Raw genomic sequence first — 24,025 nt, 5'->3', positions numbered from 1 at the left:
GCCCTAGCGGCTCGGCGGCCACGCCACCGAGCCGTGGTCGATACCGCTCCGGTCCGCCTCGTCCGCGTACTGCGCACACGCGTCGGTGAGCGTCCCCAGCAGCGTCAGCGGATCGGGCAGCGGGTTCTCCGGCCCCCGCACCCATTGCACATCCAGCTCACCGGGCAATGTGGCCGGTGGCAGCAGTACGTAGCTGCCGCGGCAGTGCCATCGCATTCCGGGATGCTCGTCCATGGTCTCGGGGTGGCAGTCCAGCTCGCACGGCCACCACTCGTCCTCGTCCTCGGGCGTACCGCGGGTGGCGGTGAAGAAGAGCATCCGGTCGTCGCCGGACCGGGCGACGGGGCCGACGTCGATTCCTGCGGCGAGGAGCCGCTCCAGTGCCTGGCTGCCCGCGGACAGCGGCACGTCGAGAACGTCGTGGATCATGCCGGTCGCAGTGATGAAGTTGGCCTGCGGCTGGCTGCGGGCCCAGCGCTCGATCTGGGCGCGGTCGGTGGTGGACTGCGTCTGCCAGGCGAAGGAGACGGGGTGCCGGGCGGGGGTGGGGCAGCCGATGCGTTCACAGGAACATCGGTAGCCGACCGGATGGGCGGCGGGCGCGATCGGCATTCCGGCTTCGGCGACAGCCAGGAGCAGCGCCTCCCGGGCGGTGTCGTCGACCTCGCTCTGCTGCGGTTTGGGTCGGCGGCGAAGCCATTGGGAAATTTTGCTCTCTGAGCCGCGATAACGGCCGAAATCGGCGCCCATCTATCCCCTTACCTCAGCGTTGCCTCTGCCCATCGTCCCACCATCCTGCGCCTCGGATGGCCAGAGTTCCGAAGCGGGGTACGGGGGACGATGCCGCGAGCTGGGCACTACGCCACTTCTTGTCACGAAATGAGGGGTGCGTCTCAGGCGCGCGTCAGCCCGCGCAGGGTGTAGTCGACGATCGCGTCCGCGTACTCGTGGGTGAGCGGGTGGGTGCGCAGCAGCCAACGGTGGGTGAGCGGGCCCACGAGGAGCTCCAGGCCGATCCGCGGGTCGATGTCGGCGCGCACCTGGCCCGTCTCCTGGGCGGCACGCAGCCGTGTGGCGTACAGCTGGAGCGAAGGTTCGAGCAGCTTCTGGACGAATTCGGCGCCGAGTTGCGGATCGACGATCCCCTCGGCGGTCAGTGCCCTGGTCGGCGCCTCGAAGGCGGGATCGGTCAACTCGTCGACGGTGGCCCGCAGGACGACTTTGAGGTCGGCCGCGAGATCACCGGTGTCCGGGAGCCCCTGTGCGTCACCCGCGCCGCTCTCCTCGGCGGCCCGGTCACCGAGAGCGACGAAGGCCTCCAGGAGGACGGCCGCCTTGGAGGGCCACCACCGGTAGATCGTCTGCTTCCCGACGCCGGCCCGCGCGGCGATGGCCTCGATGGTGGTTCTGGGGTAGCCCACCTCACCGACCAGGCCGAGCGCCGCGTCGTAGATCGCACGGCGCGAGCGCTCACTGCGGCGGCTGGAGTCAGGTGACCGTTTCTCTACCATGCCGGTAAATCTAGCAGCGACACGAGTCGATACGTTTCGTCTCATCGATGCGCGAAACCACCCGATCGGATCACTGCGCGCGGGCCCCGGAAAGCGGACCATGGGCTCACGCACACACCCGTGCGAAGTTCCCCGGCAGGCAACCCCTGCCTTTCGTGAGGAGCCCTCATTGCCCACCCGTCACCCGGCCCCCGCCCCTCATCGAGGCACTCCGCGCCGCACCCCTGGCCGTCAGGCCACACCCCGCCGTTACCTGATGTGCGCTCCGGCCCACTTCAGGGTGACGTACTCCATCAACCCGTGGATGGACCCCAGCAAGCCCGTGGATCTCCCCCTGGCCCAGACCCAGTGGGAGGACCTGCGCGACCGGTACCGCGCCCTCGGGCACACCGTGGAACTGCTCACTCCCCGCCCCGAGCTGCCCGACATGGTCTTCGCCGCCAACGGCGCCACCGTCATCGACGGCCGGGTGCTCGGCGCCCGGTTCGCGTACCAGGAGCGGTACGAGGAGGCCGGGGCCCATCGCGAGTGGTTTCGGGACAACGGCTTCACCGAGATCCATGAACCGGCCCACGTCAACGAGGGCGAGGGCGACTTCGCGGTCACCGCTTCGTACATCCTGGCCGGGCAGGGCTTCCGGTCCAGTCCCCTCTCGCACGACGAGGCGCAGGAGTTCTTCGGGCGCCCGGTGATCGGGCTCGATCTGGTCGACCCGCGCTACTACCACCTGGACACGGCTCTTTCCGTGCTCGACGACGCGGGCGACGAGATCATGTACTACCCGGGCGCCTTCTCGCCGGGCAGCCGGTCGGTGCTGGCGCGGCTCTTCCCCGACGCATTGATCGCCGAGGAGGCGGACGCGGCGGCGCTCGGCCTGAACGCGGTGAGCGACGGGCTCCACGTGCTGTTGCCGCAGGCCGCCACAGGGCTGTTCGATCCGTTGCGGGCGCGCGGCTTCGAGCCGGTTCCGATGGATCTGGGCGAGCTGTTGAAGGGCGGCGGCAGCGTGAAGTGCTGCACGCAGGAGCTGCGCGGGTAGCCGGGGGCCTGGCAGCGCTCTCAGCCGCCGGACGGATCCGCGCCGTGCGGCGGCCACTCGTCGCCCCACGCGATGTCCCGGGCGGCCCGGTACAGCTCGCCGTGCCGCTTGGTGACCGTGGAGCGCTGCAGGGCCTCGTCACGGGTGCAGAGGTCCAGCAGCACCTGCCCCTTGCGGATCTGCGGCTTGCGCGTGACGCGTGCCCGGACGGGTTCCGTCTCGAAGCGGGTCGCCACGACATAGCTGAACTTCTCGTCCTCGTACGGCAGTGAGCCGCCCTTGACCTGCCGGTGCAGCGAGGAGCGGCTGACCCGGGCGGAGAAGTGGCACCAGTCCGTGCCCGGCTCGATGGGGCAGGCGTCGTTGTGCGGGCAGGGCGCGGCGACCTTCAGTCCGGCGGCGATCAACCGGTCGCGGGCCTCGATGATCCGGGCGTAGCCGTCGGGGGTGCCCGGCTCGACGACCACTACCGCCTGTGCGACGGCAGCCGCGGTGTCGACGAGGCCGGCGCGGGCGTCCGCCGTCAGCTCCTTGAGTACGTAGGAGACGGTGATCAGGTCCGTGGGGGCGAGTTCGAGGCCGGCGCCGATCCGGGCCCGGCGCCACTCGGCGGCGCGCAGGGCGGGGATCCCGGAGAGCGCGGCCAGCTCCCGCCCGAGGGCGAGCGCGGGCTCGGCCCAGTCCAGGACGGTCGTCCGCTGCCCCTCCCAGGCCCCAGCCACGGCCCAGCTCGCCGCTCCGGTGCCGCCGCCGATGTCGGTGTGCGTGCCGGGCGCCCAGTCGGGTGCGGCCTCCTGAAGCGCGGCGAGCGCGGACCGTACCGCTTCGAAAGTCGCGGGCATCCGGTACGCGGCGTACGCGGCGACGTCGGAACGGTCGCGGAGCACCGGGGCATCCGTGGGGGTGGTCCCCCGGTAGTTGGCGATGAGCCGGTCGACGGCCTGGGCGGCCTGCTTGGGCGGCAGCCCGTCGAGCAGTCCGGCCAGCGCCGCGCGCAGGGCTTCCGCAGTGGGGAGGTTGGCGTTCACCGACGAATTGTAGGCAAAGGCGCCCTAAGGGCTGTCCCGTAGTCCCTGGCGGGCGCGCGACGTGAACAGCGGCACATCCGAACTGCCGCGACACCTGTGCCAGTTGCTAGGCTGCCCGGCGCGAGGTCGGGATCGCCCATCGAGGGAAGCCATGAGACAGAAGATCGTGCGCCTGGTTCTGGTCGGCGGAATACTCGTGCTTGCCATGCTTCTTCTGCTGGCCACCTGTGGCAGCGGCGAGAAGAGCTCCGGCAAGCCGAAGAAGCAGGTCAAGGCGAGCTCGACCCCGGTGACACAGCTCACCGTCCCCTCCGTGTTCGCGACGGAGCACGGCTGGGAGCTCATCGGTACCTCGCCCGACTACGCGCTCTCCCGGACGACGGGCAGCCTCGCCTACCTCGTGCGGGTCTCGGACACCCAGTACCAGCTGCGGACCATCGACTCGAAGACCGGGGAGGCCGGCTGGCACGGGGCGAGCTGGCGGCCCCCGTCCCCGCAGCACTTCCCGAGGCTCCTCCAGGTCACCGTGGACGACCACGAGTACTTCGTGACGTGGTCGTACGGGAAGGTCGGCGAGAACGCGCTGACCCCCGCCGACACGATCGTCTCGATGGACGTCTACGACGTGCAGGGCGGCTCCCGGCAGCGCATCGAGGTGCCGTGGAACTCCGTACCCACGGTCACCACGACCGGCCCCGGCATCCTCATCAGCGACGGCCGGGCGAACAGCGCGGTGGTCGACCCGGTGACCGGCCGGGTGTCGGAGATCCCCGCCGCCGCGCTCAAGTACCCGAAGGGCTGCGCGACCTGCAAGCAGCTCACCGAGGTACGCGGGCTGACGAAGAAGGGCCTGCTGGTCAGCGGGGCCAAGGAATTCTGGGTGCAGGACGGCTGGTTCAGCCGCAATGTCGCCCCCAAGGGAACCGACCGGCTCAGCGGACTCCCGACATCGGTGATCCCGAACCTGGTACTGGCGAAGTGGCAGCTCGCGAAGGGGGCGAAGCGTGCCACCACCCATGACCTGTGGACGGTGCACGACATGGAGACGGGCAAGCCCCTCGCCTCGGTGGAGTGCAGCAAGCCTGCGATCAAGCCGGGCCAGTACCCGCAGCTCGTCGCCGCCCCCTCGGGCAACTTCCTGGTGGCCGGGCCACTCGTCTTCGACCTGTTGACGAAGCGGGGGTTCTGCTTCGAGGGGACGGACGGCACGAAGCCGCTGACGCTCGCGTCCGTGAACGACGAGGGCATCGCGTACGGCGCGGCGAACGCACGCAACGCGGCCGACGTACTGGCCGGCGGCGGCACCCCCGTGGCGGTGGCGATCAGGAGCGGCACGACGGGCGCCCTGCCCTCGAACCAACGGGTTCCGGGGGCGGTGACGTCGGACGGAATCGGCCTGTTCCGCTGGACGGACGAGAAGGACCGCCCGCACCTGATCGGCTACCCGAGCGCGCGTTAGCGGAGATCCTGGGCTTCAGCCGGGAGTTGGGTGCGTCCGGCCTGGAGGACCAGGTCGAGGGCGGTGTCGATGTCGGTGGGCGTGGTGGCGGGGTTGATGGTGCACATGCGCAGGACGATGCGCCCTTGGACCCGGGTGGTGAGGATCATGGCCTGGCCGGTGGCACAGACGGTTCGGCTGATGGTGTCCTGCAGACGGTCCAGTGCCTGGGGGTCGGTGGTGGCGGCGCCGGGGGGTCGGTAGCGGAAGGTGAGGATGCCGACACTGGGCCCGGTGACCAGGACGAGTTCGGGATGGTCGGTGATCCGGGCGGCGGCGTGGTCGGCCAGCCGGAGCCCGTGGTCGACGGCGCGGCGGAACGCTGCGGCGCCGAAGGTCTTCAGCGACAGCCACAGTTTCAGGGCGCGCAGGCCACGGGACTGCTGCGGCCCGTAGTCGTCGAGGTTGATCTCGTCGCCTTGCGCCTGGGCCGGGTGCAGGTAGCCGGTGTCGAGGTGATGGCGTGCCATGGCGAAGGTGCTCTTGAGGAGTTCGGGGGCACGGACCAGAACGCAACCGGCTTCGTAGGGCTGGAAGAGCCATTTGTGAGGGTCGATGGTGAGGGAGTCGGCCCGGCCCAGGGCCTCGCGCAGGTAGCTGCCTCGGGAGGTGAGGGCGAGGGCGGCGCCATGGGCGCCGTCGATGTGCAGCCACATTCGTTGGCGGCTGCAGATGGCGGTGAGTTCGGCCAGGGGGTCGATCGCGCCGGTGCCGGTGGTGCCGAGGGTGGCGACGACGGCGAAGGGCCGCAGCCCGGCCGCGCGATCCGCTTCGATGCGTGCGGTCAGGGCGCGCGGGTCGAGCCGTTGGGAGCGGTCCGGCTCCAGGGCGGTGAGCTGAGCGCGGTCGAGGCCCAGGAGGTGGGCGGCACGGGCGATCGAGGGATGGGCTTGGGTCGAGCAGTACAGGCGGGCCCCGGTGAGGTCACCGGCAAGGTGGTGGTCCCTCGCTGCCGCCAGGGCTGTGAGGTTGGCGAGGGAGCCGCCGCTGACGAACAGGCCGCCCCAGCCGTCGGGCAGGCCGAGCAGTTCGCGCAGCCAGGCGATGGTGGTCAGTTCGATGCGCGTGGGGCCGGAACCCACCAGCCAGGCCCCGGGCACGCTCAGGAAGGCGGCGGACAGCAGATCGGCCAGGGCGGCCGGGTAGTTGCCGGTCGTGGGCACGAACGCGAAGCATCGGGGATGGTCGAATCGGATGCCGAGCGGGAGCACGTCCTGGGCGAGCCGCTCCAGCAGCGAGATGAGGTCGCCGCCCTGCTCGGGCAGGGGTTCGTGCAGCAGCGTTTCGAGTTCGGCCGGGCCGGCGGCGGCGTGCGGCGGCTTGTCGGCGACGTTCTGCAGCCGTTCGACGACCAGGTCGACGGCATGGTGGCCGGCCTGCCGCATCCGGGCCACGGGCAGGGCCAGTTCGCCGGTGCGGTAGGGGGCGTCGTCATCGGGGCCGGGCAGGTGCGGGGTCATGCGGGATCACCTACGAGTGTGCGGATGTGCTTGGTCCAGGCGTGGGCCCGGGGGCCCAGGGCGGGGCGCGCCGTGAGCGGGCAGAGCCGCTCATGGGCCTGCACCAGCACCAGTTCGTCACCGGCCTGCACCGGGCCCGGGTCGGCGTGCGGCCAGAGCAGGACTGTGTCGGCGGCGAGAGCGGACAGAGCGGTGTCCGGGGACGGGCCGTCGAGGGCGCCGTCCTCGGACAGGCGGTAACGGCCTGGGTGGGGCAGGGTGCCGACGTGTCCGGACCGGGGTGCGTGCACGATGATCTGGCTGAGGGGCGGGACCGGATGCGCGGAGCGGTGGACGGGCGGCAGGGCGGGCAGCAGGCAGGCAAGAATGTGCAGCCCCAGGGAGGGCAGCAGTCCCACGGCGGCCTCGGCGGCCTGGACCAGGGAGAGCACGGTCTGGAAGCGCGGGTTGATCTCCACCACCAGCGGCTGTTCGCCGTCGATGAGCAGGTCCAGGCCGAACACCCCTCTGAAGCCGTGGCGGCGCAGCACCTCGCCGACCTTTCGGGCGGCTTCCCGGGCTCTCGTGTACATCGGTGCGGGCAGATCGGACGGGCTGAGGAGCTGGTTGCCGCAGTGGGTGCCCCATCCCGGGGTGAGGTCGGGCAGTCCGACGAGTTGATGGGAGACGGCGGAGACCACCGTGCGGTCCGCGCCCACGCATGCGCTGACCGTGAGCGACGGGCCGGGGACCAGACGGCTGAGCTTGAGTTCGTGGCTCTCCCAGCGGTCAAGGGCCGCTGCCAGCCGGCCGGGGCCGGGGACGCGTACGGTGCCGCGGCCGATGAGGTTGTTCTCCCGCCGCTGGAGCACCGCCTGCTCCCATCCGGTCGGCCAGTAGGCGGCGGCCGGCCGGCGGCCCGTGGCCGGGATGAGGACGTGGTCGGGCACCGCCACGCCCGCCTCGGCCAGCAGCGCCAGCGAGTCGATCTTGTCGGCGGCGCGTTCGGTGATCCCGGCTGGTGCGGCCAGAAGTCGGTGGCGGTGTTGCCGCGCCCACACCCTGGCGTGATCACCGTGTTCGGGCGCGAACGCCACGGCCATGCGGCGCCCCGTACCAGCCGTGGACGACTGCCGCGCCACAGTGGGCCGCGCCGTGAGAAGCGGGGAGACCGGTACGTGGCGCAGCCAGTTGACGGCGGGCCGGAAGGAAGCGGGCAGGAACGCGGACCGGTCCAGGAAGGCGACTTCGCCCACCAGGTCGCGCAGGAGCGCCAGCCCCTGATCGGCGGCCACGCCCTCCAGGGCGGTCGGGGACTCGGCGGCGGTGTCTTCCGGAGCGGTCGCGGAAACAGAGGCGTGGGCAGGGTGGCTGGAGTGCATGGGGAAGCGGCTTTCGCGTGCGGGAGGCGTGAGGGCATGGGGCCCTGACGCCCGGGGAGCGGTCTGTACGGGCGGGATGTCCGGCCGTGCGGTGGCACGCGGACACAGCAGGCGGCGCCGCGCGCCGGCGAGGCGGGTGAGGGTGACCGCTGCGTCGTCGTGGCCGCCCAGCAGGGAGGGGCGGTGGCCGACGAAGCGGACGCAGATCCCGTGATGGGCGGTATGGACCTCGTCCAGGGCGGCGCTCAGTTCCTGGTGGGGTGCACAGCCGGTGGGACATGCGCGCGCGTGTACGGAGCCCCAGATCCGCAGTTGCTCCACAAGGATGCGGTGGTCGGCGGACCACAGGCCGGAGAAGCCCTCCATCGCGTGTTCGGGAGGCTCCATCGACGGACGTACGACGCTGTCGTAGGCGTCGGGGGTGAAGGAGGCGGTCAGGCTCATGGCTGCGGCGCAGGCGCGCAGCAGGACTGCGGCGGCCTGTGTGCCGGTCGGCGTGGGGTGGTGCTGGGTGCCCCTGGTGGTGGCGTCGCGCAGGGCGACGATGGTGGCCTGGGTGAGGGCGAGGAACAGCCGGTGTCCCGCCTTCCAGCGGTCCAGCGGTGCTTCGTGTGAACTCCCTCCGGGCGGCGGGGGTTCGGCGATGCCGCATGCCAGCAGTGCCGTTCCAAAAGCCGGCTCGGCAGGCGGTGGTGTCCAGGTGCGCACCTCGGCGACGGCTGAGCACAGCGCCCGGACAAGCGTGCATGCCGGTGCGCGAGGTGTACGGGCGATGCCGAAGTAGGCGTCGTAGTCGGCTTCCCGGGCATCGGGCAAGGGCTGGGCGGGTCCGTGGTCGGCGTGGTCCCGCTGTGCGGCCGCGCTGCTCAGTGCGGCCAAGCCGGCGGGCAGCAGTTCGGGCGGGGACAGCCACAGTGGGCTCGTACGAGTGGTCATGGCTCCTGAGGCACAAAAGATGCGGGCCGCGTACTTAGCGTCGGCGTATGAACAGTGACGAATTCCCGGCGGTCGCCGCCGAAGCAGCCGAGCGGCTGGCCGCGTACTGGCGGGCCCTGGCCGCGGCCGAACTCCCCGTGGTCCCGCCCGGTGCGCCGGGCACGACGCTCAAGGCGCTGCCGGAGACGGCACCCGAGCAGGGCGAGGAGCTGACCGAGGTCCTGAACGACACGTGGGGCACGATCGTGCCGCAGCTGGTGCACTGGCAGCATCCCGGCTTTCTCGGCTACTACCCCACCAACAACTCGCCCGCCTCGGTGCTGGCCGAACTGGTCACGGCCGGGCTGGGCGTGCAGGGCATGATGTGGTCGACCTCGCCGGCGGCCACCGAGCTGGAGCAGCGGGTCTGCGACTGGCTCGCCGTGGCCCTGGCTCTGCCCGAGCATTTCACGCACGCATCGGGTCACGGTGGCGGTGTGATCCAGGACTCGGCGTCCTCGGCCGTCCTGGTCGCCCTGGTCGCCGCGTTGAACCGGGCCTCGGACGGGCGCTGGCGTCAGCACGGCACGGAGGGCCGCTACCGCGTCTACTGCACCGACCAGGCCAACTCCTGTGTGCCCAAGGCCGCCCATGTCGCCGGGGTCGGCGAACCGGTCCTGGTGCCGACCCTGCACGGCACGTTCACCATGGACCCGGCCGCCCTCGCACAGCGCGTCGATGCCGACCGGGCCGCAGGCCTGGTACCCGCTGCCGTCGTCACGACCGTCGGCACCACGAGCACCTGCGCCATCGACCCGGTCCACGAGATCGGCCCGGTCTGCCGGGAACGCGGCATCTGGCTGCATGTCGACGCCGCCTACGCCGGAAGCGCCGCTCTGTGCCCGGAGTTCCGCTACGGCCACGATGGGCTGGAGTACGCAGATTCGTACGCGGTCAACGCCCACAAGTGGATGCGTACCGGCACTCCCTGCGACGTCCTGTGGGTCGCCGACCGGCACGCCCTGACCGACGCGATGAGCACCGCGCCTGCGTACCTGCGCAACCGGGCCACGGACTCCGGCACGGTCGTCGACTTCAAGGACTGGCAGATCCCGCTCGGCCGCCCGATGCGCGCACTGAAACTCTGGTACGTGCTGCGTGCCCACGGCCTCGAAGGGCTTCGCACGGTGATCCGTCACGATGTCCGCCTGGCCGGACTGCTGGCGGGGCTGGTCGGGAACGAACCCGGCTTCCACCTCGTCGCCCATGCCCTGGGCCTGGTCGTCTTCCGTCGCAGCAGCGACGAACAGACCAATGAACTCGCCGCGCGCCTGGCCGACGAACCCGGTCTGCTGTGCACCCCCGCCACGGTGGACGGACGGCCCGCGCTGCGCGCTGCTGTGGGTTCCCCGTACGCCGACGAGGCCGGCATCCGCCGGGTATGGGACGTCATTCGCGCCCACGCGCACGCGGCCTGCTGAAGCCGCGACGGCGGACCGAACAGGGCTCCTGAAATCGAAGCCGTCCGTCACCACCGTGATGACCACGACGGTGATGACGGGCGGCTTCGGCCCGACTATGAGGGACCGGATCACAGACCGGTTTACTCATACGATCGACTCCACTTGTCTCCACTGCTCGGGATCTCCATACGTTTAACGGATCTCCCGATGAGAAGACACGGCCCATCGGCCCGGCGGCCGGGCCACACGGCGAACACACGTTGATCCCGGCCTTGGGCCGGGTGGGGTTCCTGCCCAGGCGGGCGCGCCGGTGCCGGGCCCCGCGCTACGACACCCGCTGCCAGGGCCGGCACAGCCCCAGGAAGCAGGCCATCGCACCCACCGCGGACACCAGTTGCACGACGGCCATCGGAACGGCCGTCCCCTCGCCCGCGATTCCGACGAGCGGCGAGGCGACGGCGCCGATCAGGAACGACGAAGTGCCGAGCAGCGCGGAGGCGGACCCGGCGGCGTGCTTCGTACGCATCAGGGCCTGCGCGTTCGTGTTGGGCATCGCGAGCCCCATCGCCGACATCAGCACGAAGAGTCCGACCGCGACCGGGACCAGGCCCACGTCCCCGAAGACCCCGGACGTCATCAGCAGCAGCGCGGCCGCGGCCAGCACGATGACCGAGAGTCCGAAGCCGAGCGCCTTGTCCGGGCTGACCCGGCCGACCAGGATTTTGCCGTTGATCTGGCCCACGACGATCAGGCCGACCGAGTTGATGCCGAAGAGCAGGCTGAACGTCTGCGGCGAGGCCCCGTAGATCTCCTGAATGACGAACGGCGAGGCACTGATGTACGAGAAGAGGGCGGCGAAGGCGAGGCCGCCCGCGATCATGTAGCCGGTGAAGACCCGGTCGGCGAGCAGCCCGCGCATGGTGCGCAGCGCTTCGCCGATGCCGCCGTTGTGCCGGTCCTGCGGCGGCAGGGTCTCGTGCAGCCACTTCCAGACGACCAGGGTGAGCACCACGCCGACGACGGTGAGGACGGCGAAGATCCCCCGCCAGTCGGTGAACCGCAGCACCTGTCCGCCGATCAGCGGCGCGACGATCGGTGCAACGCCGGAGATCAGCATCAGGGTGGAGAAGAACCTGGCCATCTCCACGCCGTCGTACATGTCGCGCACCACGGCACGGGCGATGACGATCCCCGCCGCACCGGCCAGGCCCTGCAGGAGGCGGAAGCCGATGAGGAGTTCCGTGGTGGGGGCGAAGACGCAGAGCGCGGTGGCGACGACATAGACGATCATGCCGAGGAGCAGCGGCCGGCGCCTCCCCCACCGGTCGCTCATCGGTCCGACGACGACCTGTCCGAGCGCCATGCCGGTGAGGCAGGCGGTGAGGGTGAGCTGGACGGTCGCGGCGGTGGCGTGCAGGGACTCGGTGACCGCGGGCAGGGCGGGGAGGTACATGTCCATGGAGAGCGGCGGCAGTGCGGTGAGGCCGCCGAGGACCAGCGTGACGAGGAGTCCGGTGCGCCGGGCCGCGTCGGTGACGGCCGGATTTCCGGGAGGTGTGCCGGTGGTCGCGGACTCCGCGGCCCCGGTCCCGGTGGTCGATATGTGTGTAGGTTCCCGCTGGGCCCGGCTTGCGCCGCTCTCCGGCATTCTCATCTCCATGTCGTCGAATCCGCCTCTATGTTCTCAGCTCGGCCGGACTGGTCGAGAGCTTCCGGGGAGCAGGCGTGACAGGCATGAACGGGGCTGCGCGCTGGGGCGTGCCGACGAGAGGCGGACCGAGCCCGAGGGGTTCAGGGCGGGCGGTTCCCTGGCCGTGATGCGGACGCTCGACGCGGTACGTGACCGCATCGGCGTCCGCTGCCCGGCCGACGGCCTCGGCCGACCGGGACATGGGGGTCGGCCCTACGCGGGCGTGAGGCCCTGGTTCCCCACCTCCGTGACGAACGATCCGGCCGTCGTCATGGGCGCACCGGGCGTGGTGACGACCGGCACCGTGCGGTAGTCGGCACGCGCGCGCTTCGTGCCCAGCGTGATCACGGTGTATCCGCGACGGCCGTTGAAGAACTTCATGTGCGGGTTGGCCTGCATCTGGTTGTCCCAGCTGGCCGGCTTGTCCGAGCCGTCCTTGCCGCTGGTGATGGATGTGGCGACGATCTCCGTTCCGACGGTGCGGGACGCCGGGACGTCGAAGTCCTTCTTCAGGTCGAAGCCGTAGCCGACGTGCACATCGCCGGTCAGCACCATCAAGTTGCCGATCCCCGCGGCCGCGGCCCCCTTCAGGATCCGGTCCCGGGAGGCGGGGTAGCCGTCCCACGCGTCCATCGACAGTTTGAAGTCATCGGTGGGGACATTGCGCCGCTGGGCGAAGGTGACCTGCTGCGGTACGACGTTCCAGATGGCCTGTGAGGCGTGCCAGCCGTCGAGCAGCCAGCGCTCCTGGGTGGCGCCGGTCATGGTGCGCGACGGGTCCTCGGACTCCGGCCCGGGCCTCTGCCAGCCGTCGCCGTACGCCTGGTCGCTGCGGTACTGGCGGGTGTCCAGGATGTCGAATTGGGCGAGACGGCCGAACTGCAGGCGCCGGTAGAGCTTCATGTCCGGGCCGGCCGGCCGCTGCGGGGTGCGCAGCGGCTGGTTCTCCCAGAACGCCCGGTAGGCAGCGGCCCGGCGCAGCAGGAACTCCTGAGGCGGTACGTCGTTCTCCGGGGTGTCGCCCGCGTAGTTGTTCTCGGTCTCGTGGTCGTCCCAGGTGACGACGAAGGGGTGCGCGGCGTGGGCGGCGCGCAGATCGGGGTCGGACTTGTAGAGGCTGTATCGCAGCCGGTAGTCCTCCAGAGTGACCGTCTCCCGGTTGAAGTGGGAGGGAAGTTTACGGTCGGTGTAGTTACGGGCTCCGCCGGTCTCGTTGACGGCGTACTCGTAGAGGTAGTCGCCGAGGTGGAAGACAACGTCGACGTCCTCCTGGGCGAGGTGCTTGTACGCGGTGAAGTAGCCGTCGTGGTAGGCCTGGCAGGAGACGGCGGCCAGGCTCAGCGTGCTGTTGCGGGCGCTGCGGGCGGGTGCGGTGCGGGTGCGGCCGACGGGGCTGGTCCACCGACCGGTGCGGAAGCGGTAGTAGAAGACGTGGTCAGCTTGGAGGCCCTTGATCTCTACGTGGACGCTGTGGTTGAACTCCGGGTGGGCGGTGGCCGATCCGCGCCGGACGATGCGGGAGAAACGCTCGTCGCCGGCGAGTTCCCAGCGCACCTCGACACGGGACCGGGGAAGTCCGCCGCCGGTCTCGTACGGGCGGGGTGCGAGTCTCGTCCACAGCAGGGCCGAGCCGGGCTGCGGGTCGCCCGAGGCGACGCCGAGGGTGAACGGGTCCTCGCCGATCTTCCGGCCGTCCAGCTCGGCGGCGCTCGCGGTGCCCGCGGGCGGCAGATTGACCGAGAATGCGAGCGCGGCAGCGGCACCGGTGACGGTGAGGAAGCGGCGGCGTCCGAGATGCCCGACGGCATCGCGCATCTCCTGCTGGTGCGATGAGTGCGTCATCTGTCCCTCCCCTGGCTGGTGTTGTACTTGTTAAGTACCCCGGTTCAGCGCATCGAGCGGGCGTCGTGTTCGCGTCGCTCGGACGTCGCGCGGATGAGGAATGCGGCAGGAACGGGCTCACGGGGCGAAGTGCCCATAACACCGGCCGGCACATGGAGGGCGGCGTCGCGGGACTGGGTGACGAGACCCTGATCATTCTTGCCGGACGCCCGAACCTGCCTCCGGCCGTGGGCAGTTGCCACCGGACAACCACACCCGGCCAGAATGTGCACTTCCGTGCGAGTCGGCGCGTGCTGCGCTTATGATCACAGCTCTTCACCGTAACTCCATACAAGGATCACAGCATGCATATACGCGCCGCCGCGTCGATCGCCCTGGCCGCCACCACCGCTCTGGCCGGCTCACTGCTCGTCACGACCCCGGCCTCGGCCGCCTCGCACCAGGGCGGGCTGCACCTCGGCAAGATCCAGTACGACAGCCCCGGCAAGGACACCCGTACCAACGGGTCCCTCAACGCCGAGTGGGTGGACATCCACAACAACGGCAAGTCGAAGCTTCAGCTCAAGGGCTACAAGCTGAAGGACAACACCGGGTACACGTACACCTTCGGCAGCTACACCATCGGCGCGGGCAAGACCGTCAAGGTCCACACGGGCAAGGGCAAGAACACCTCGGGCCACGTCTACTGGAACCGCGGTTCGTACGTCTGGAACAACACCGGTGACAAGGCCCGGCTGATCAAGCCGAGCGGCAAGCTCCAGGACTCCTGCTCCTGGAGCAAGTCGGACAAGGGCGTCAAGAACTGCCACTGAGACCGACCGCGGTCCGGGGCACCCGTCCGGCCCACCGGCCGGAAATGCCCCGGGCCGCGGCAGGGTTGACCTGCGGTCGGCCGCACCGAGGGCCTGCTCGGCTTCTGACGGCACGCCCCCGGCACCCCACTCTGACGAAGGCTCACAAGGCGTGGCACGACGGCAACGGGCGGCTGAACAACGAACAACAATGTCCTACGGCTACGATCGCGGGCACCCCAGCGAGACCAGGAGTGCCGACCGTGTCCCAACCACGCATCGCCGTATCCATCGTCACCATGGGCGATCGCCCGCAGCAGGTCGAGGCTTTGCTGGCCTCGGTGGCCGCACAGGACGTCCGGCCGGACCGGCTCGTCGTCGTGGGCAACGGCTCACCGCTCCCGGACTTCACCGCGTTTCCCGGTCTGTCCGACCTGTCCGGCGGTGTGACCACGATCGAACTCGACGAGAACCTGGGCTGCCCCGGTGGCCGTAACGTCGCCCTGCGCAAGCTGGCGGAGTTCGGCGACGTGGATGTCGTCATCGAGCTCGACGACGACGGACTCCTGGTCGACAGCGGGGTGTTCCGCAAGGTCCAGGAGCTGTACGCCGCCGACCCGCGACTCGGCATCGTCGGCTTCCGGATCGCCGACGAGCACGGCGAGACCCAGCGCCGTCACGTCCCGCGCCTGCGCGCCGCCGACCCGATGCGGCGCGGCCGGGTCACCGCGTTCCTGGGCGGCGGCCACGCCCTCTCCATGAAGATGCTCGCCCAGACGGGGCCCTGGCCCGCGGAGTTCTTCTTCACGCACGAGGAGACGGACCTGTCGTGGCGGGCGCTCGACGCGGGCTGGGAGATCCTGTACGAGCCCGATCTGCTGCTCCAGCACCCCAAGACCTCCCCGGCCAGGCACTCCGTCTACTACCGGATGACGGCCCGCAACCGGGTCTGGCTGGCCCGCCGTAATCTGCCCCTCCCCCTGGTCCCGGCCTACCTGGGCACCTGGACCCTCCTCACCGTGGCCCGCACCCGGTCGGCGCCGGGGCTGCGCGCCTGGGCCCGCGGCTTCGCCGAGGGGGTCCGTACGCCGTGCGGGCGGCGGCAGCCCATGCGGTGGCGCACGGTGTGGCGGATGACGAAACTGGGACGGCCACCGGTCATCTGATCCGCGCCGGGGCCTGGTGGCACAGCGTCCGTCCCGAGACAGGAGTTGCCGATGTCCGTCCGCAGGATCGTCCCCAACCTTCGGACCGCCACGGGCCCCGGGGCCGAATCGGACGCCACCGCCACCGCCGCCGCAATGAAGCGGAACGCGGAGTTCTACGGCTTGCTGGGCCTCCAGGAGGTCATGAACCACGGCTGGATCATGACGCTGGCCTCGCCCTCCCACCCCTCGGCTCAGATCAGCATCATGGAGGCTGACGCAACCGCCCCGGTCACACCGGACATGAGCATGGAGGTGGAGGACGTGGACGCGGCCTACGCCGCCATGCAGCAGGGCGGCGCGGAGATCGTGTACCCGTTGCACGACGAGGAATGGGGCGTACGCCGCTTCTTCGTCCGCGACCCCGGCGGCCGGGTGATCAACGTACTGGGCCATCGCTGAGTACTGGGCCATCGCTGACCGGCGCCGGCTCGGGCTATGCGGCAGGGGCCGGGCCTGCCACCGCTACCTGGGCCGGGCGCAGGAGGTGGTCGCCGACCCGGTAGCCGTGCCGCAGGACCGCGGTGCATACGGCTTCACGGGCCGCGCCCGAGGCGTGGTAGGTGATCGCCTCATGGATGTCGGGGTCGAAGGGCTCACCCGCTGCACCGACGGTCCGCAGCCCCAGCGCCGCCAACCGCTCCTGAAGCAGGTCGGAGACGGCCTCCACGGCGCCGTTGCCGTCGTCCTGCCGGCGCGCGGCATCCACGGCGTCCAGGACCGGAAGCAGGCCGGTGAGGACATTGACCACCGCGATCTCCCGTATGGCCAGGCGGTCGCGGCGCACCCGCTTGCGGTAGTTGTCGTACTCGGCCTTCACCCGCTGCAGATCCTCGGTCAGCTCCGCGATCCGCTCACGCGGCCGCGCGGCCTCCGTCCGGTCGGCCCGGCCGGCTTCCGAGCGCGCCTCACTGACGCCGGCCGGACCGGACCCGACCGGCTTCTTCGCATCCGGGCGTCGTCGGGCCCGGAGGGTGACCGGGTCTTTCGCGTCCGGGCGTCGTCGGGCCCGGAGGGTGACCGGGTCGCTTCCGCGCCGGTCGCGCACCACCAGGGGGGCCCGCTCACCCTGATCCTTGGGGTGCAGCTCTTTGCTCATCCGGTGCCTCCCTGCCGCTCGTCATCGACGATCTCCGCATCGACGACGTCCTCCTCGCCGGTGCCCCGGCCACCGGTTGTGCCACTGGCCGTGCCGCCGGCCGTGCCGCCTTCGGCGGCTTGGCCCTGAGCCTGCGCGTACAGGGCGGTGCCGATCCGCTGCGCGGCCGCGGTCGCCTTCTCGGTGGCGGTACGGATCTCGGCGGTGTCGTCGCCCTTGAGCTTCTCCTTCAGCTCGGTGAGCGCGGTCTCCACCTCCGTCTTCACGTCACCGGGGACCTTGTCCGCGTTGTCCTGCAGCAACTTCTCGGTCTGGTAGACGAGGGTCTCTGCCTGATTGCGGGTTTCGGCGGCCTCCTTGCGTTGCCGGTCCTCCTCCGCGTACTGCTCGGCCTCGCGCACCATGCGGTCGATGTCGCCCTTCGGCAGCGAGGAGCCGCCGGTGACGGTCATCTTCTGCTCCTTGCCGGTGCCGAGGTCCTTGGCGGCGACGTGCATGATGCCGTTCGCGTCGATGTCGAACGCGACCTCGATCTGCGGGACGCCGCGCGGGGCCGGCGGCAGGCCGGTCAGCTCGAACATTCCGAGCTTCTTGTTGTACGCCGCGATCTCGCGCTCGCCCTGGTAGACCTGGATCTGCACGGACGGCTGGTTGTCCTCGGCCGTCGTGAAGATCTCGGAGCGCTTGGTCGGGATCGTGGTGTTGCGCTCGATGAGCCTCGTCATGATGCCGCCCTTGGTCTCGATACCGAGGGACAGCGGGGTGACGTCGAGCAGCAGGACGTCCTTGACCTCGCCCTTGAGGACACCGGCCTGGAGCGAGGCGCCGATGGCGACGACCTCGTCCGGGTTCACACCCTTGTGCGGATCCTTGCCGGTCAGCTCCCTCACCAGTTCGGTCACGGCCGGCATCCGCGTCGAACCGCCCACCAGGATCACGTGATCGATGTCCGACACCTTGATTCCGGCGTCCTTGACCGCGTTGTGGAAGGGGCCCTTGCAGCGCTCCAGCAGAGCCGCCGTGAGCTGCTCGAACTGGGCACGCGTCAGCTTCTCGTCCAGGTGCAGCGGACCTTCTGCCGACGCCGAGATGTAGGGCAGATTGATCGTCGTCTCGGTCGCGGACGACAGCTCGATCTTCGCCTTCTCCGCGGCCTCGCGCAGACGCTGCACCGCCATCTTGTCCTTGGACAGGTCCACGCCGTAGCCGTTCTTGAACTGCTTCACCAGGTGGTCGACGACCTGCTGGTCCCAGTCGTCACCGCCGAGGTGTGTGTCGCCGTTGGTCGCCTTCACCTCCACCAGGCCCTCGCCGATCTCCAGCAGCGATACGTCGAACGTGCCGCCACCGAGGTCGAAGACGAGGATCGTCTGGTCGTTCTCCTTGTCCAGGCCGTAGGCCAGCGCCGCGGACGTCGGCTCGTTGATGATCCGCAGCACGTTCAGGCCCGCGATCTGCCCCGCCTCCTTGGTCGCGGTGCGCTGGGAGTCGTTGAAGTACGCCGGCACGGTGACCACCGCGTCCTTCACGTCCTCCCCGAGGTATGCCTCGGCATCGCGCTTCAGCTTCTGCAGCACCCGCGCGGAGATCTCCTGCGCGGTGTACCGCTTGCCGTCGATGTCACCCGACTCGGGGAAATGCCACTGAGCATCCCCCATGTGCCGCTTGACCGACCGCGCGGTACGTTCGACATTTGTCACGGCCTGCCGCTTGGCGACCTCGCCGACCAGCACCTCGCCCGTCTTGGCGAACGCCACCACCGACGGCGTGGTCCGTGCGCCCTCGGTGTTCGGAATGACCGTCGGCTCACCGGCCTCGAGCACAGACACCACAGAGTTCGTCGTTCCCAGGTCAATGCCCACTGCCCGTGCCATCACTGCCTCCGTTCCCAGCACTCGACGCCTGTCACAGATCAAACTGAGCAGACCCGAGTCGGCTATTGATCGATTCGGTCTCCGTCCGCTGATTCACCTCTCGGTCCCGCAGCCGTGTGGCGTTCGGGCTCCGCTGCTGCGGTGTCCTGTTCACGGTGCGGCGTCGTCCATGTACGGCGGGCCGCTGCACCCGACACGTTCTCGGCAGAACTCAGGAGATGGTCGCGATGTGCGGGCACCAAAGGCGTGACCTCGAGCGTGGTGGTCATCGGAGAACTCCTCCGAGGAGCGGCTCTGCGGAGGCCGTAGGGGTTTTGTTCCCCACGATGGAAAGAGTACGCGCGGCGGGAACCGGATCAGGGGATCGTCCAGCGAGTGAGCGGTGCCGGGCCGTCGGTGTCAGGTGGCGGTTCGGCGGAGGTCGCCGCTGCTCCGGCGGGTATGCGCTCCGTCCGCGCGCTCAGATTTTCGGCGGCCAGCACCCGTAGTCGACCGCGGGAAGCCCGATGTACGCGCGCAGCCCAGCGTGAGTAGCCGGAAGTCCGTAGGTGGTGAGGTCCTCGCCGATGTCACCTGCCGTGTTCCACCATCCTTCGCTGAGGTCGGCGAGGGCATACAAAAGCTGCTGCTGGGGTCGGGGGAGGCTCGCGTACGGGGGGCGGGGATCGGGCAGGGGGCTGGGGAACAGGTCCGGCAGGACCGCCTTCGCCTTGAACGCCCTTTGCGGCGTGTTGACGGACGGCAGGCAAGCGGCGACTGCGGCGCGTGAGGTGGGGGAAGGCGGAAGGGCGAGCAGAACGTCAGCGGTGTGGCCGTGGAAGTCGCCCAGGCTGTAGTCGGTCGCGGGCACAGGCGCAGGAGTCGCGGCTGCGGCAGCGAGTTCGGCAACGGCCCGGTCGAGAAACGGACCATTGAGTTCCGCGGCGGCGCCTCGGGCGGTCTGGGCGATGGCTATGGCGGCAGCCCAGCGTACGAGGCCGTCCTCGGCGTCCAGACTGGCGGTGAGGGTCCCCGGGAGAGCCGTCGTGCCGAGGATGCCTACAGCCACAAGCGAGGTGGCCTTCGCGACGGCATCGTCCTCATGCGCAGCAAGGCCGAGCAGGAGGGGCAGGGAGGTGTCCGCCAGTTCGGGAAACCAGGTCAGCAGGTAGGCAGTCCTGGTTCGGACTCGGGGATTCTCATCGTCCAAGAGACCGCGCAGGGCTGGAATTTCGGCAAGTACGGCGTTGTACGAACGCATCGAAGAGTCACGGGCATCGATCGGATTGCCGGCCGCCACCCAGTCCCGTATGTCTTGTAGGTTCCGGCGCCGCTGCTCGTCCTGCTCGGCGGCCAGCGCCTCCTCGTACAGCGGGAGGAGCTTGTCGGAGGAGTTCTCGGCGGCCTCCGCGCGCCAAGCGCCGATGTCGGCCCCGTCGATGATCTCGCGCTCCTCGTCCCAGTTGACCGCGAGGCCGGTCAGGAGCGCCAACGCGTGCTCACGCGCCGGATCCGAGCCGGCGAGAGCGATCCGGGCAAGGAACGGCACGGCGTACGGAGATGCCTGACAGCGGGTTCCCTGGTGCGCGAGATGATCGAACAGGCTGCTGACGGCCTGCTGTCGTGCCTGCTCGTCATCTCCGCACAGGGCGCGCAGTTGGCCGGGCACATCGGCGGCCATCCCGTAGGCGTGGTTCAGGTTCGCCCAGTCCACTTCGTCCAGGCCGTTCAGCAGGTTGTCGTCCGCAGTGATCACGGCCGCATGATGTCAGAGTCCTCCGATACCGGTACCCCTCTCCGATCCCCTCGGTGAGTGGTCGCTGGCAGTTCGCGCAGAGGGTTGCCGGCTTCCGGGGTAGCCAGGACGGGGGCCGCGTCGTCCCCGGTGACACGCTCCGTGCCATAGCCCACAACCAGGACCGCCACGACAGGCACCAGGATCCGGGCGCTCCTTCTCGTCAGTCCCACCAGAATCTCCATGCCGTCGACCGGACCTCGCCGTCGCCGAGCACCGGCAGGTCCGGAAGCCCGTCACTGCAGTACGCGAAACGCTCCACCGCCGCACGGGCGGCAGTGGCGGGGGCGAGAGGCGGTCTCCGCACGACGAGTCGCATGCGACTGCCGTCCAGAAAGAACAGGTCGGCGCCGAAGCGCTCGTGCCAGCTGCGCAAGAACGCCACATGGTCGGCGGGCAGCAGCAGCCGACCGGTGGGCTCGCTCCACCAATTCGGGGCGTCCGGGAACCCGGGGAGCAGAGCCGGGATCTCATGGCCCTGCTTCGCCTCCACGAGGCACAGCCACAGCTCCGGTGCGTTCCCGAGGGGCATGCCCTCCCAGATATCGGCCTCCTGGGGGGTGGCGACAGCCTCTTTCAACGCGTCCGCGAGCCGCTCGGGAACGAGCTCGTCGAGCCATTCCTCGACATCCTCCTCGTCGGCCATCGCGAGGATGTCGCGCACTGCCGCCATAACAACCTCCTCCACGACCGCGTCGGGGTCACGCGCCAAGGCAGCGGCAAGCGCCTCACGCCCGCCCGCGCCGAGCCGCCCGGGCGGGTCCGGGACCAGACCGTTCGGGTCGCGCCGCGTGACGACCGGATACCGGCCGGTGACGTGACGCCGGTCAAGCCACAACTGCCACACGGCGAGGGCGTCGGGATGCCGGACAGGGAACCCCATGACGTGGACCCCGTGGGCCGAGACGGCGGCCCTCACCCGACCCGGCGAGACGTCGAAGCCATGCGCCCTCATGAGGGCACTCACGTCTTCCGCCGTGAGCCCGTGCGGGTCCTTCGGCACACCAACCCCCTCGGTCGTCATCGCGGGTGGGCCAATGTTCCCGCCCGGGAGGGCGGATTCCAGCGGTCCGGACGGGGACTTTATCGTCCTCAGTGTTCAGACGGTCTGCTCGATGCGCTCGAAGATGTCCGCGTCCGTCTCCTGCTGCCAGGCCGGAAGGTCGGCCCAGTCTGCGACGTATCCGGGCTTCGGGTCTTCGAAGTGCTTGAACATCTGGGCGGTCCAGCAGATCGCGACAAAGTGGCCCTTCTGCTCGCGGGTAAGCCGTGTGGCGTGTCCTTCGCTGACCTTGATGAAGTCGCGAACCTGTCCGTACACGGCCGCGGCGGCTTCGCGCTCCCACTCGGGCGTCTCATCCCACGGCGTGACGTAGCCGGGCTTCGGTTCACCTGGGTAGTGCCTGGTCACACCGGCGATCCACGCCTCGCGGAAGATCCGACCGTCGCTCATGCACGTGTCCCTCTCGTCATGCGGTACGCAAAAGCGCCGCGATTCGGTGATCAAGGTTCGAGACTCGGCTATCGGACATGAGCGGAGCAAGACGCCCTCGGAGTCCGTCCAGCTTCTTACCGATGAAGCCCGAGTTCGACTGGCCGGCCAGGCCGATCGCAGCCTCTGCGCAGTGCACGACTTGGTCGATGTCGTGCCGGTGGACTCCGAGGACGGCAAGGTCGCTCAGTACGGCAGCGCGGCGGCGCAGCGACAGAGGCTGGGCGAGGGCTGCGGTGAGAGCGTCTTCCGCGAGGTCGGGGCGGCCGAGCTGGAGGTAGCAGGCTCCTCGTTCCTCGGGGAGGCGGGAGCCGTCGAAGCGGAGCCAGCCGCCGTTGTGGGGGCGGCCGCCGTTGTGGGGGCGGTCGCCGAGGAAGTGCACCTTCTCGGCTTCGTCGAGGGCCCGGGTGCACTCGTCGAGGTCGCCCATGGCCGCGTACGCCTGGGCCTGGACGGCGGCGACCCAGTGGCGCGTGGACAGAGCACTGTCGCCCTGTCGGGCAATCCGAGAAGCCATCGCCAGCAGAGGCTGGGCAGCGGGCGCGCGGCGCGCGTAGAGCTCGACGTAGGCGTGTCGGGTCATGGCGCAGGCCCAGATGTCATTGTCACCACCGGCATGGGCCGCTTGGGCGGCCAGCGTGTAGCACTGGGCGGCGTCGGTGTACCGGTTGGCGTCAAAGAAGAGTTCACCGGCAAGCTGATAAACGTCAGCCGTCATCGTGCACAGTCTGGCCCTCTCCGCTGCGGTGTGCGCCTCGGCCAGGCCCTTCGTCAGGGCCTGGAGCTGCTTGCGCACCGCCGGGAGGACGGTCCGCTTGGAGTCCGAGAGAGCGTAAACCTGCCAGAGGCTGCGGTGCAGGTCCTCCCCTGTTTCCAGGAGAGCTGCCGCCGCGTGTCCTCGGGATGCCTCGTCCGAACCGGGCAAGGTGACCAGCGCACACGTGACGGCGAGCAGGCCCAGGACATCGCGGCGCTTCATATCGTCATCATCACCGTGGAGAAGGAGGGGAAGGTCAGAGAGCACGGCAGTTTTGGCCGACTGTTCTTCGACAAGAAGCCCCTCCAGCTCAGAGAGGGTGACTCCTAGCAGGCCGGCAATCTTGGGCCGTTGGTGAGGCTGTGGGGTAGCACGGCTGCCCTCCCAACGGATCACGGTGGACGTGGCCACCGCGAGTGCTTCGGCGAACTCCTCCTGAGAGTAGCCCTGTGAGGCCCGCCGATCGGCAAATCGCCTACGTCTTAACGCCATTGGTCTCCCCTCACGAAGAGCACACTCCCAGCTCGCGCCACCCGATGCCCGGAAAACGCCTGGGAGATGTGCGGGGTCCGCTCTGGGAGAAGGTAACGGATCGTCGTTCACTGGTCACACGCCGCTCGGAGGTTGAAGGACCCTTGGGCGGCTCCCTCGATGCAGCGAACCGCACCCTGCCCTGTCCGAGGCCCGACCGATTGCTGCCCCATCCGAGAGGAGCGACCACATGACGACCTTCGAACCGCCCCGCAGGAACCCCGGCGCCAGCGGCCGTACGTACACGCCGCCGGATCCCCGGCCGGGCGCACCGAGCCGGGCTCTGCGGAAACGGGCGGCCATCGGCTGGGAGAAGTTCATGCGCCGCAGCGAGACCCGGCAGGAGACGAAGACGTGAACCCGGTCGGCCCCGACGGCTACGAGCAGCACCCGCTCCTGAACATGAACGTCCGCGATGTCGCCTCGCGCGGGGAGGGAGTTCTCATCGCCGTCACGCACGAACTCCACAGCCACGGCACTGTCCGGGTCGCGCACATCCGGCCCGAGAGTGGCGTCGAGTGGACGACCGCGGCCGACAACATCCAGGCCGCTCACCTCTGAGGCGTCACCACAGACTGCTCCCATGGGGCAGGCATTCCGAGTCCTGCTCACCCTGGTCAGGCCCTTCCCTGCGGGAACGTCCCGAGCCGGGTTGAGCGGTTTCTGCACCATTCCCATCTCAACGCAAGGAGTCC

21 protein-coding genes and 1 pseudogene are annotated in these 24,025 nt (G+C 69.8%); 8 read left to right on the top strand and 14 right to left on the bottom strand.

Features of this window, described 5'->3' with window-relative positions; translation table 11 throughout:
* Positions 1 to 3: 3 nt before the first annotated feature.
* A complete protein-coding gene (locus ACH4EW_RS20605) occupies positions 4 to 750 on the bottom strand; it encodes a bifunctional DNA primase/polymerase (protein WP_398258805.1) in 747 nt (248 codons plus the stop codon).
* 143 nt (positions 751 to 893) lie between these two features.
* Positions 894 to 1,511, bottom strand: coding sequence for a TetR/AcrR family transcriptional regulator (locus ACH4EW_RS20600; RefSeq protein ID WP_398258803.1), 618 nt, complete (start codon positions 1,509 to 1,511; stop codon positions 894 to 896).
* Positions 1,512 to 1,680: 169 nt separating this feature from the next.
* Here ACH4EW_RS20600 and ddaH point away from each other — a divergent pair, with 169 nt between their 5' ends.
* Positions 1,681 to 2,550, top strand: coding sequence for a dimethylargininase (gene ddaH, locus ACH4EW_RS20595; protein ID WP_398258801.1), 870 nt, complete (start codon positions 1,681 to 1,683; stop codon positions 2,548 to 2,550).
* Positions 2,551 to 2,570: 20 nt separating this feature from the next.
* Here the strand turns inward: ddaH and ACH4EW_RS20590 are convergent, their stop codons facing one another.
* Positions 2,571 to 3,578: a small ribosomal subunit Rsm22 family protein gene (locus ACH4EW_RS20590; RefSeq protein WP_398258799.1), complete on the bottom strand. Its 1,008-nt coding sequence runs from the start codon at positions 3,576 to 3,578 to the stop codon at positions 2,571 to 2,573.
* A 151-nt stretch (positions 3,579 to 3,729) separates the two neighbouring features.
* Between ACH4EW_RS20590 and ACH4EW_RS20585 the strand changes: the two genes are divergently transcribed.
* A complete protein-coding gene (locus tag ACH4EW_RS20585; RefSeq protein ID WP_398258797.1) occupies positions 3,730 to 5,037 on the top strand; it encodes a hypothetical protein in 1,308 nt (435 codons plus the stop codon).
* On the opposite strand, the gene ACH4EW_RS20580 is transcribed toward ACH4EW_RS20585, so the two are convergent.
* Positions 5,034 to 6,536: a pyridoxal phosphate-dependent decarboxylase family protein gene (locus tag ACH4EW_RS20580; RefSeq protein WP_398258795.1), complete on the bottom strand. Its 1,503-nt coding sequence runs from the start codon at positions 6,534 to 6,536 to the stop codon at positions 5,034 to 5,036. The two genes, ACH4EW_RS20585 and ACH4EW_RS20580, sit on opposite strands and share 4 nt — an antisense overlap.
* Positions 6,533 to 8,833: an ATP-grasp domain-containing protein gene (locus ACH4EW_RS20575; protein ID WP_398258793.1), complete on the bottom strand. Its 2,301-nt coding sequence runs from the start codon at positions 8,831 to 8,833 to the stop codon at positions 6,533 to 6,535. Before ACH4EW_RS20575 ends, ACH4EW_RS20580 begins: the two co-directional genes overlap by 4 nt.
* 47 nt (positions 8,834 to 8,880) lie before the next feature.
* On the opposite strand from ACH4EW_RS20575, the gene ACH4EW_RS20570 reads away from it, so the two are divergent.
* Complete coding sequence (locus tag ACH4EW_RS20570; protein ID WP_398258791.1) at positions 8,881 to 10,293, top strand: pyridoxal-dependent decarboxylase; 1,413 nt, start codon at positions 8,881 to 8,883, stop codon at positions 10,291 to 10,293.
* Between the two features lie 307 nt (positions 10,294 to 10,600).
* Here the strand turns inward: ACH4EW_RS20570 and ACH4EW_RS20565 are convergent, their stop codons facing one another.
* The gene (locus ACH4EW_RS20565; RefSeq protein WP_398258789.1) at positions 10,601 to 11,923 is read right to left on the bottom strand and encodes a multidrug effflux MFS transporter; all 1,323 of its coding nucleotides are present in this window, start codon (positions 11,921 to 11,923) and stop codon (positions 10,601 to 10,603) included.
* A gap of 255 nt (positions 11,924 to 12,178) precedes the next feature.
* Positions 12,179 to 13,807, bottom strand: coding sequence for an alkaline phosphatase D family protein (locus ACH4EW_RS20560; RefSeq protein WP_398258788.1), 1,629 nt, complete (start codon positions 13,805 to 13,807; stop codon positions 12,179 to 12,181).
* A gap of 344 nt (positions 13,808 to 14,151) precedes the next feature.
* Between ACH4EW_RS20560 and ACH4EW_RS20555 the strand changes: the two genes are divergently transcribed.
* From ACH4EW_RS20555 to ACH4EW_RS20545, 3 genes are all read left to right on the top strand, one after another.
* Entirely contained in the window at positions 14,152 to 14,619 is a 468-nt protein-coding gene (locus tag ACH4EW_RS20555; RefSeq protein WP_398258786.1) for a lamin tail domain-containing protein, read from the top strand.
* 242 nt (positions 14,620 to 14,861) lie between these two features.
* On the top strand, positions 14,862 to 15,764 hold the full coding sequence (locus tag ACH4EW_RS20550; RefSeq protein WP_398258784.1) for a glycosyltransferase family 2 protein: 903 nt from the start codon (positions 14,862 to 14,864) through the stop codon (positions 15,762 to 15,764).
* Between the two features lie 51 nt (positions 15,765 to 15,815).
* On the top strand, positions 15,816 to 16,205 hold the full coding sequence (locus tag ACH4EW_RS20545) for a VOC family protein (protein WP_398258782.1): 390 nt from the start codon (positions 15,816 to 15,818) through the stop codon (positions 16,203 to 16,205).
* Positions 16,206 to 16,239: 34 nt separating this feature from the next.
* On the opposite strand, the gene grpE is transcribed toward ACH4EW_RS20545, so the two are convergent.
* The 7 genes and pseudogenes from grpE to ACH4EW_RS20510 form a co-directional block, all read right to left on the bottom strand.
* Positions 16,240 to 16,902 (bottom strand): nucleotide exchange factor GrpE, encoded by a 663-nt coding sequence (gene grpE / locus ACH4EW_RS20540; RefSeq protein ID WP_398258780.1) that lies wholly within the window; start codon positions 16,900 to 16,902, stop codon positions 16,240 to 16,242.
* Positions 16,899 to 18,776 carry a molecular chaperone DnaK gene (gene dnaK / locus ACH4EW_RS20535; protein WP_398258778.1) on the bottom strand — a complete coding sequence of 626 codons (1,878 nt, stop codon included), beginning with the start codon at positions 18,774 to 18,776 and terminating at the stop codon, positions 16,899 to 16,901. The genes grpE and dnaK overlap by 4 nt, the downstream gene beginning before the upstream one ends.
* 460 nt (positions 18,777 to 19,236) lie before the next feature.
* On the bottom strand, positions 19,237 to 20,511 hold the full coding sequence (locus ACH4EW_RS20530) for a hypothetical protein (protein ID WP_398258777.1): 1,275 nt from the start codon (positions 20,509 to 20,511) through the stop codon (positions 19,237 to 19,239).
* Positions 20,512 to 20,713: 202 nt separating this feature from the next.
* Entirely contained in the window at positions 20,714 to 21,433 is a 720-nt protein-coding gene (locus ACH4EW_RS20525; RefSeq protein WP_398258775.1) for a DUF4253 domain-containing protein, read from the bottom strand.
* A gap of 216 nt (positions 21,434 to 21,649) precedes the next feature.
* Complete coding sequence (locus tag ACH4EW_RS20520) at positions 21,650 to 22,003, bottom strand: hypothetical protein (RefSeq protein WP_398258773.1); 354 nt, start codon at positions 22,001 to 22,003, stop codon at positions 21,650 to 21,652.
* A gap of 16 nt (positions 22,004 to 22,019) precedes the next feature.
* Positions 22,020 to 23,021, bottom strand: coding sequence for a transcriptional regulator (locus ACH4EW_RS20515; RefSeq protein WP_398258900.1), 1,002 nt, complete (start codon positions 23,019 to 23,021; stop codon positions 22,020 to 22,022).
* A 96-nt stretch (positions 23,022 to 23,117) separates the two neighbouring features.
* A pseudogene (locus ACH4EW_RS20510) lies at positions 23,118 to 23,291 on the bottom strand (helix-turn-helix transcriptional regulator); the annotation flags it as partial.
* Between the two features lie 229 nt (positions 23,292 to 23,520).
* Here ACH4EW_RS20510 and ACH4EW_RS20505 point away from each other — a divergent pair.
* Both ACH4EW_RS20505 and ACH4EW_RS20500 read left to right on the top strand, forming a co-directional pair.
* The gene (locus tag ACH4EW_RS20505) at positions 23,521 to 23,688 is read left to right on the top strand and encodes a hypothetical protein (protein ID WP_398258771.1); all 168 of its coding nucleotides are present in this window, start codon (positions 23,521 to 23,523) and stop codon (positions 23,686 to 23,688) included.
* Positions 23,685 to 23,891, top strand: a complete 207-nt coding sequence (locus ACH4EW_RS20500; protein ID WP_398258769.1) for a hypothetical protein — start codon at positions 23,685 to 23,687, stop codon at positions 23,889 to 23,891. Before ACH4EW_RS20505 ends, ACH4EW_RS20500 begins: the two co-directional genes overlap by 4 nt.
* The last annotated feature ends 134 nt before the right edge of the window (positions 23,892 to 24,025 follow it).

This window comes from Streptomyces sp. NPDC018000 (genome assembly GCF_044328025.1).
Classification (GTDB): Bacteria; Actinomycetota; Actinomycetes; order Streptomycetales; family Streptomycetaceae; genus Streptomyces.
Note: the sequence above shows the minus strand (reverse complement) of the source record. Positions and strands in the feature narration are given on the sequence as shown.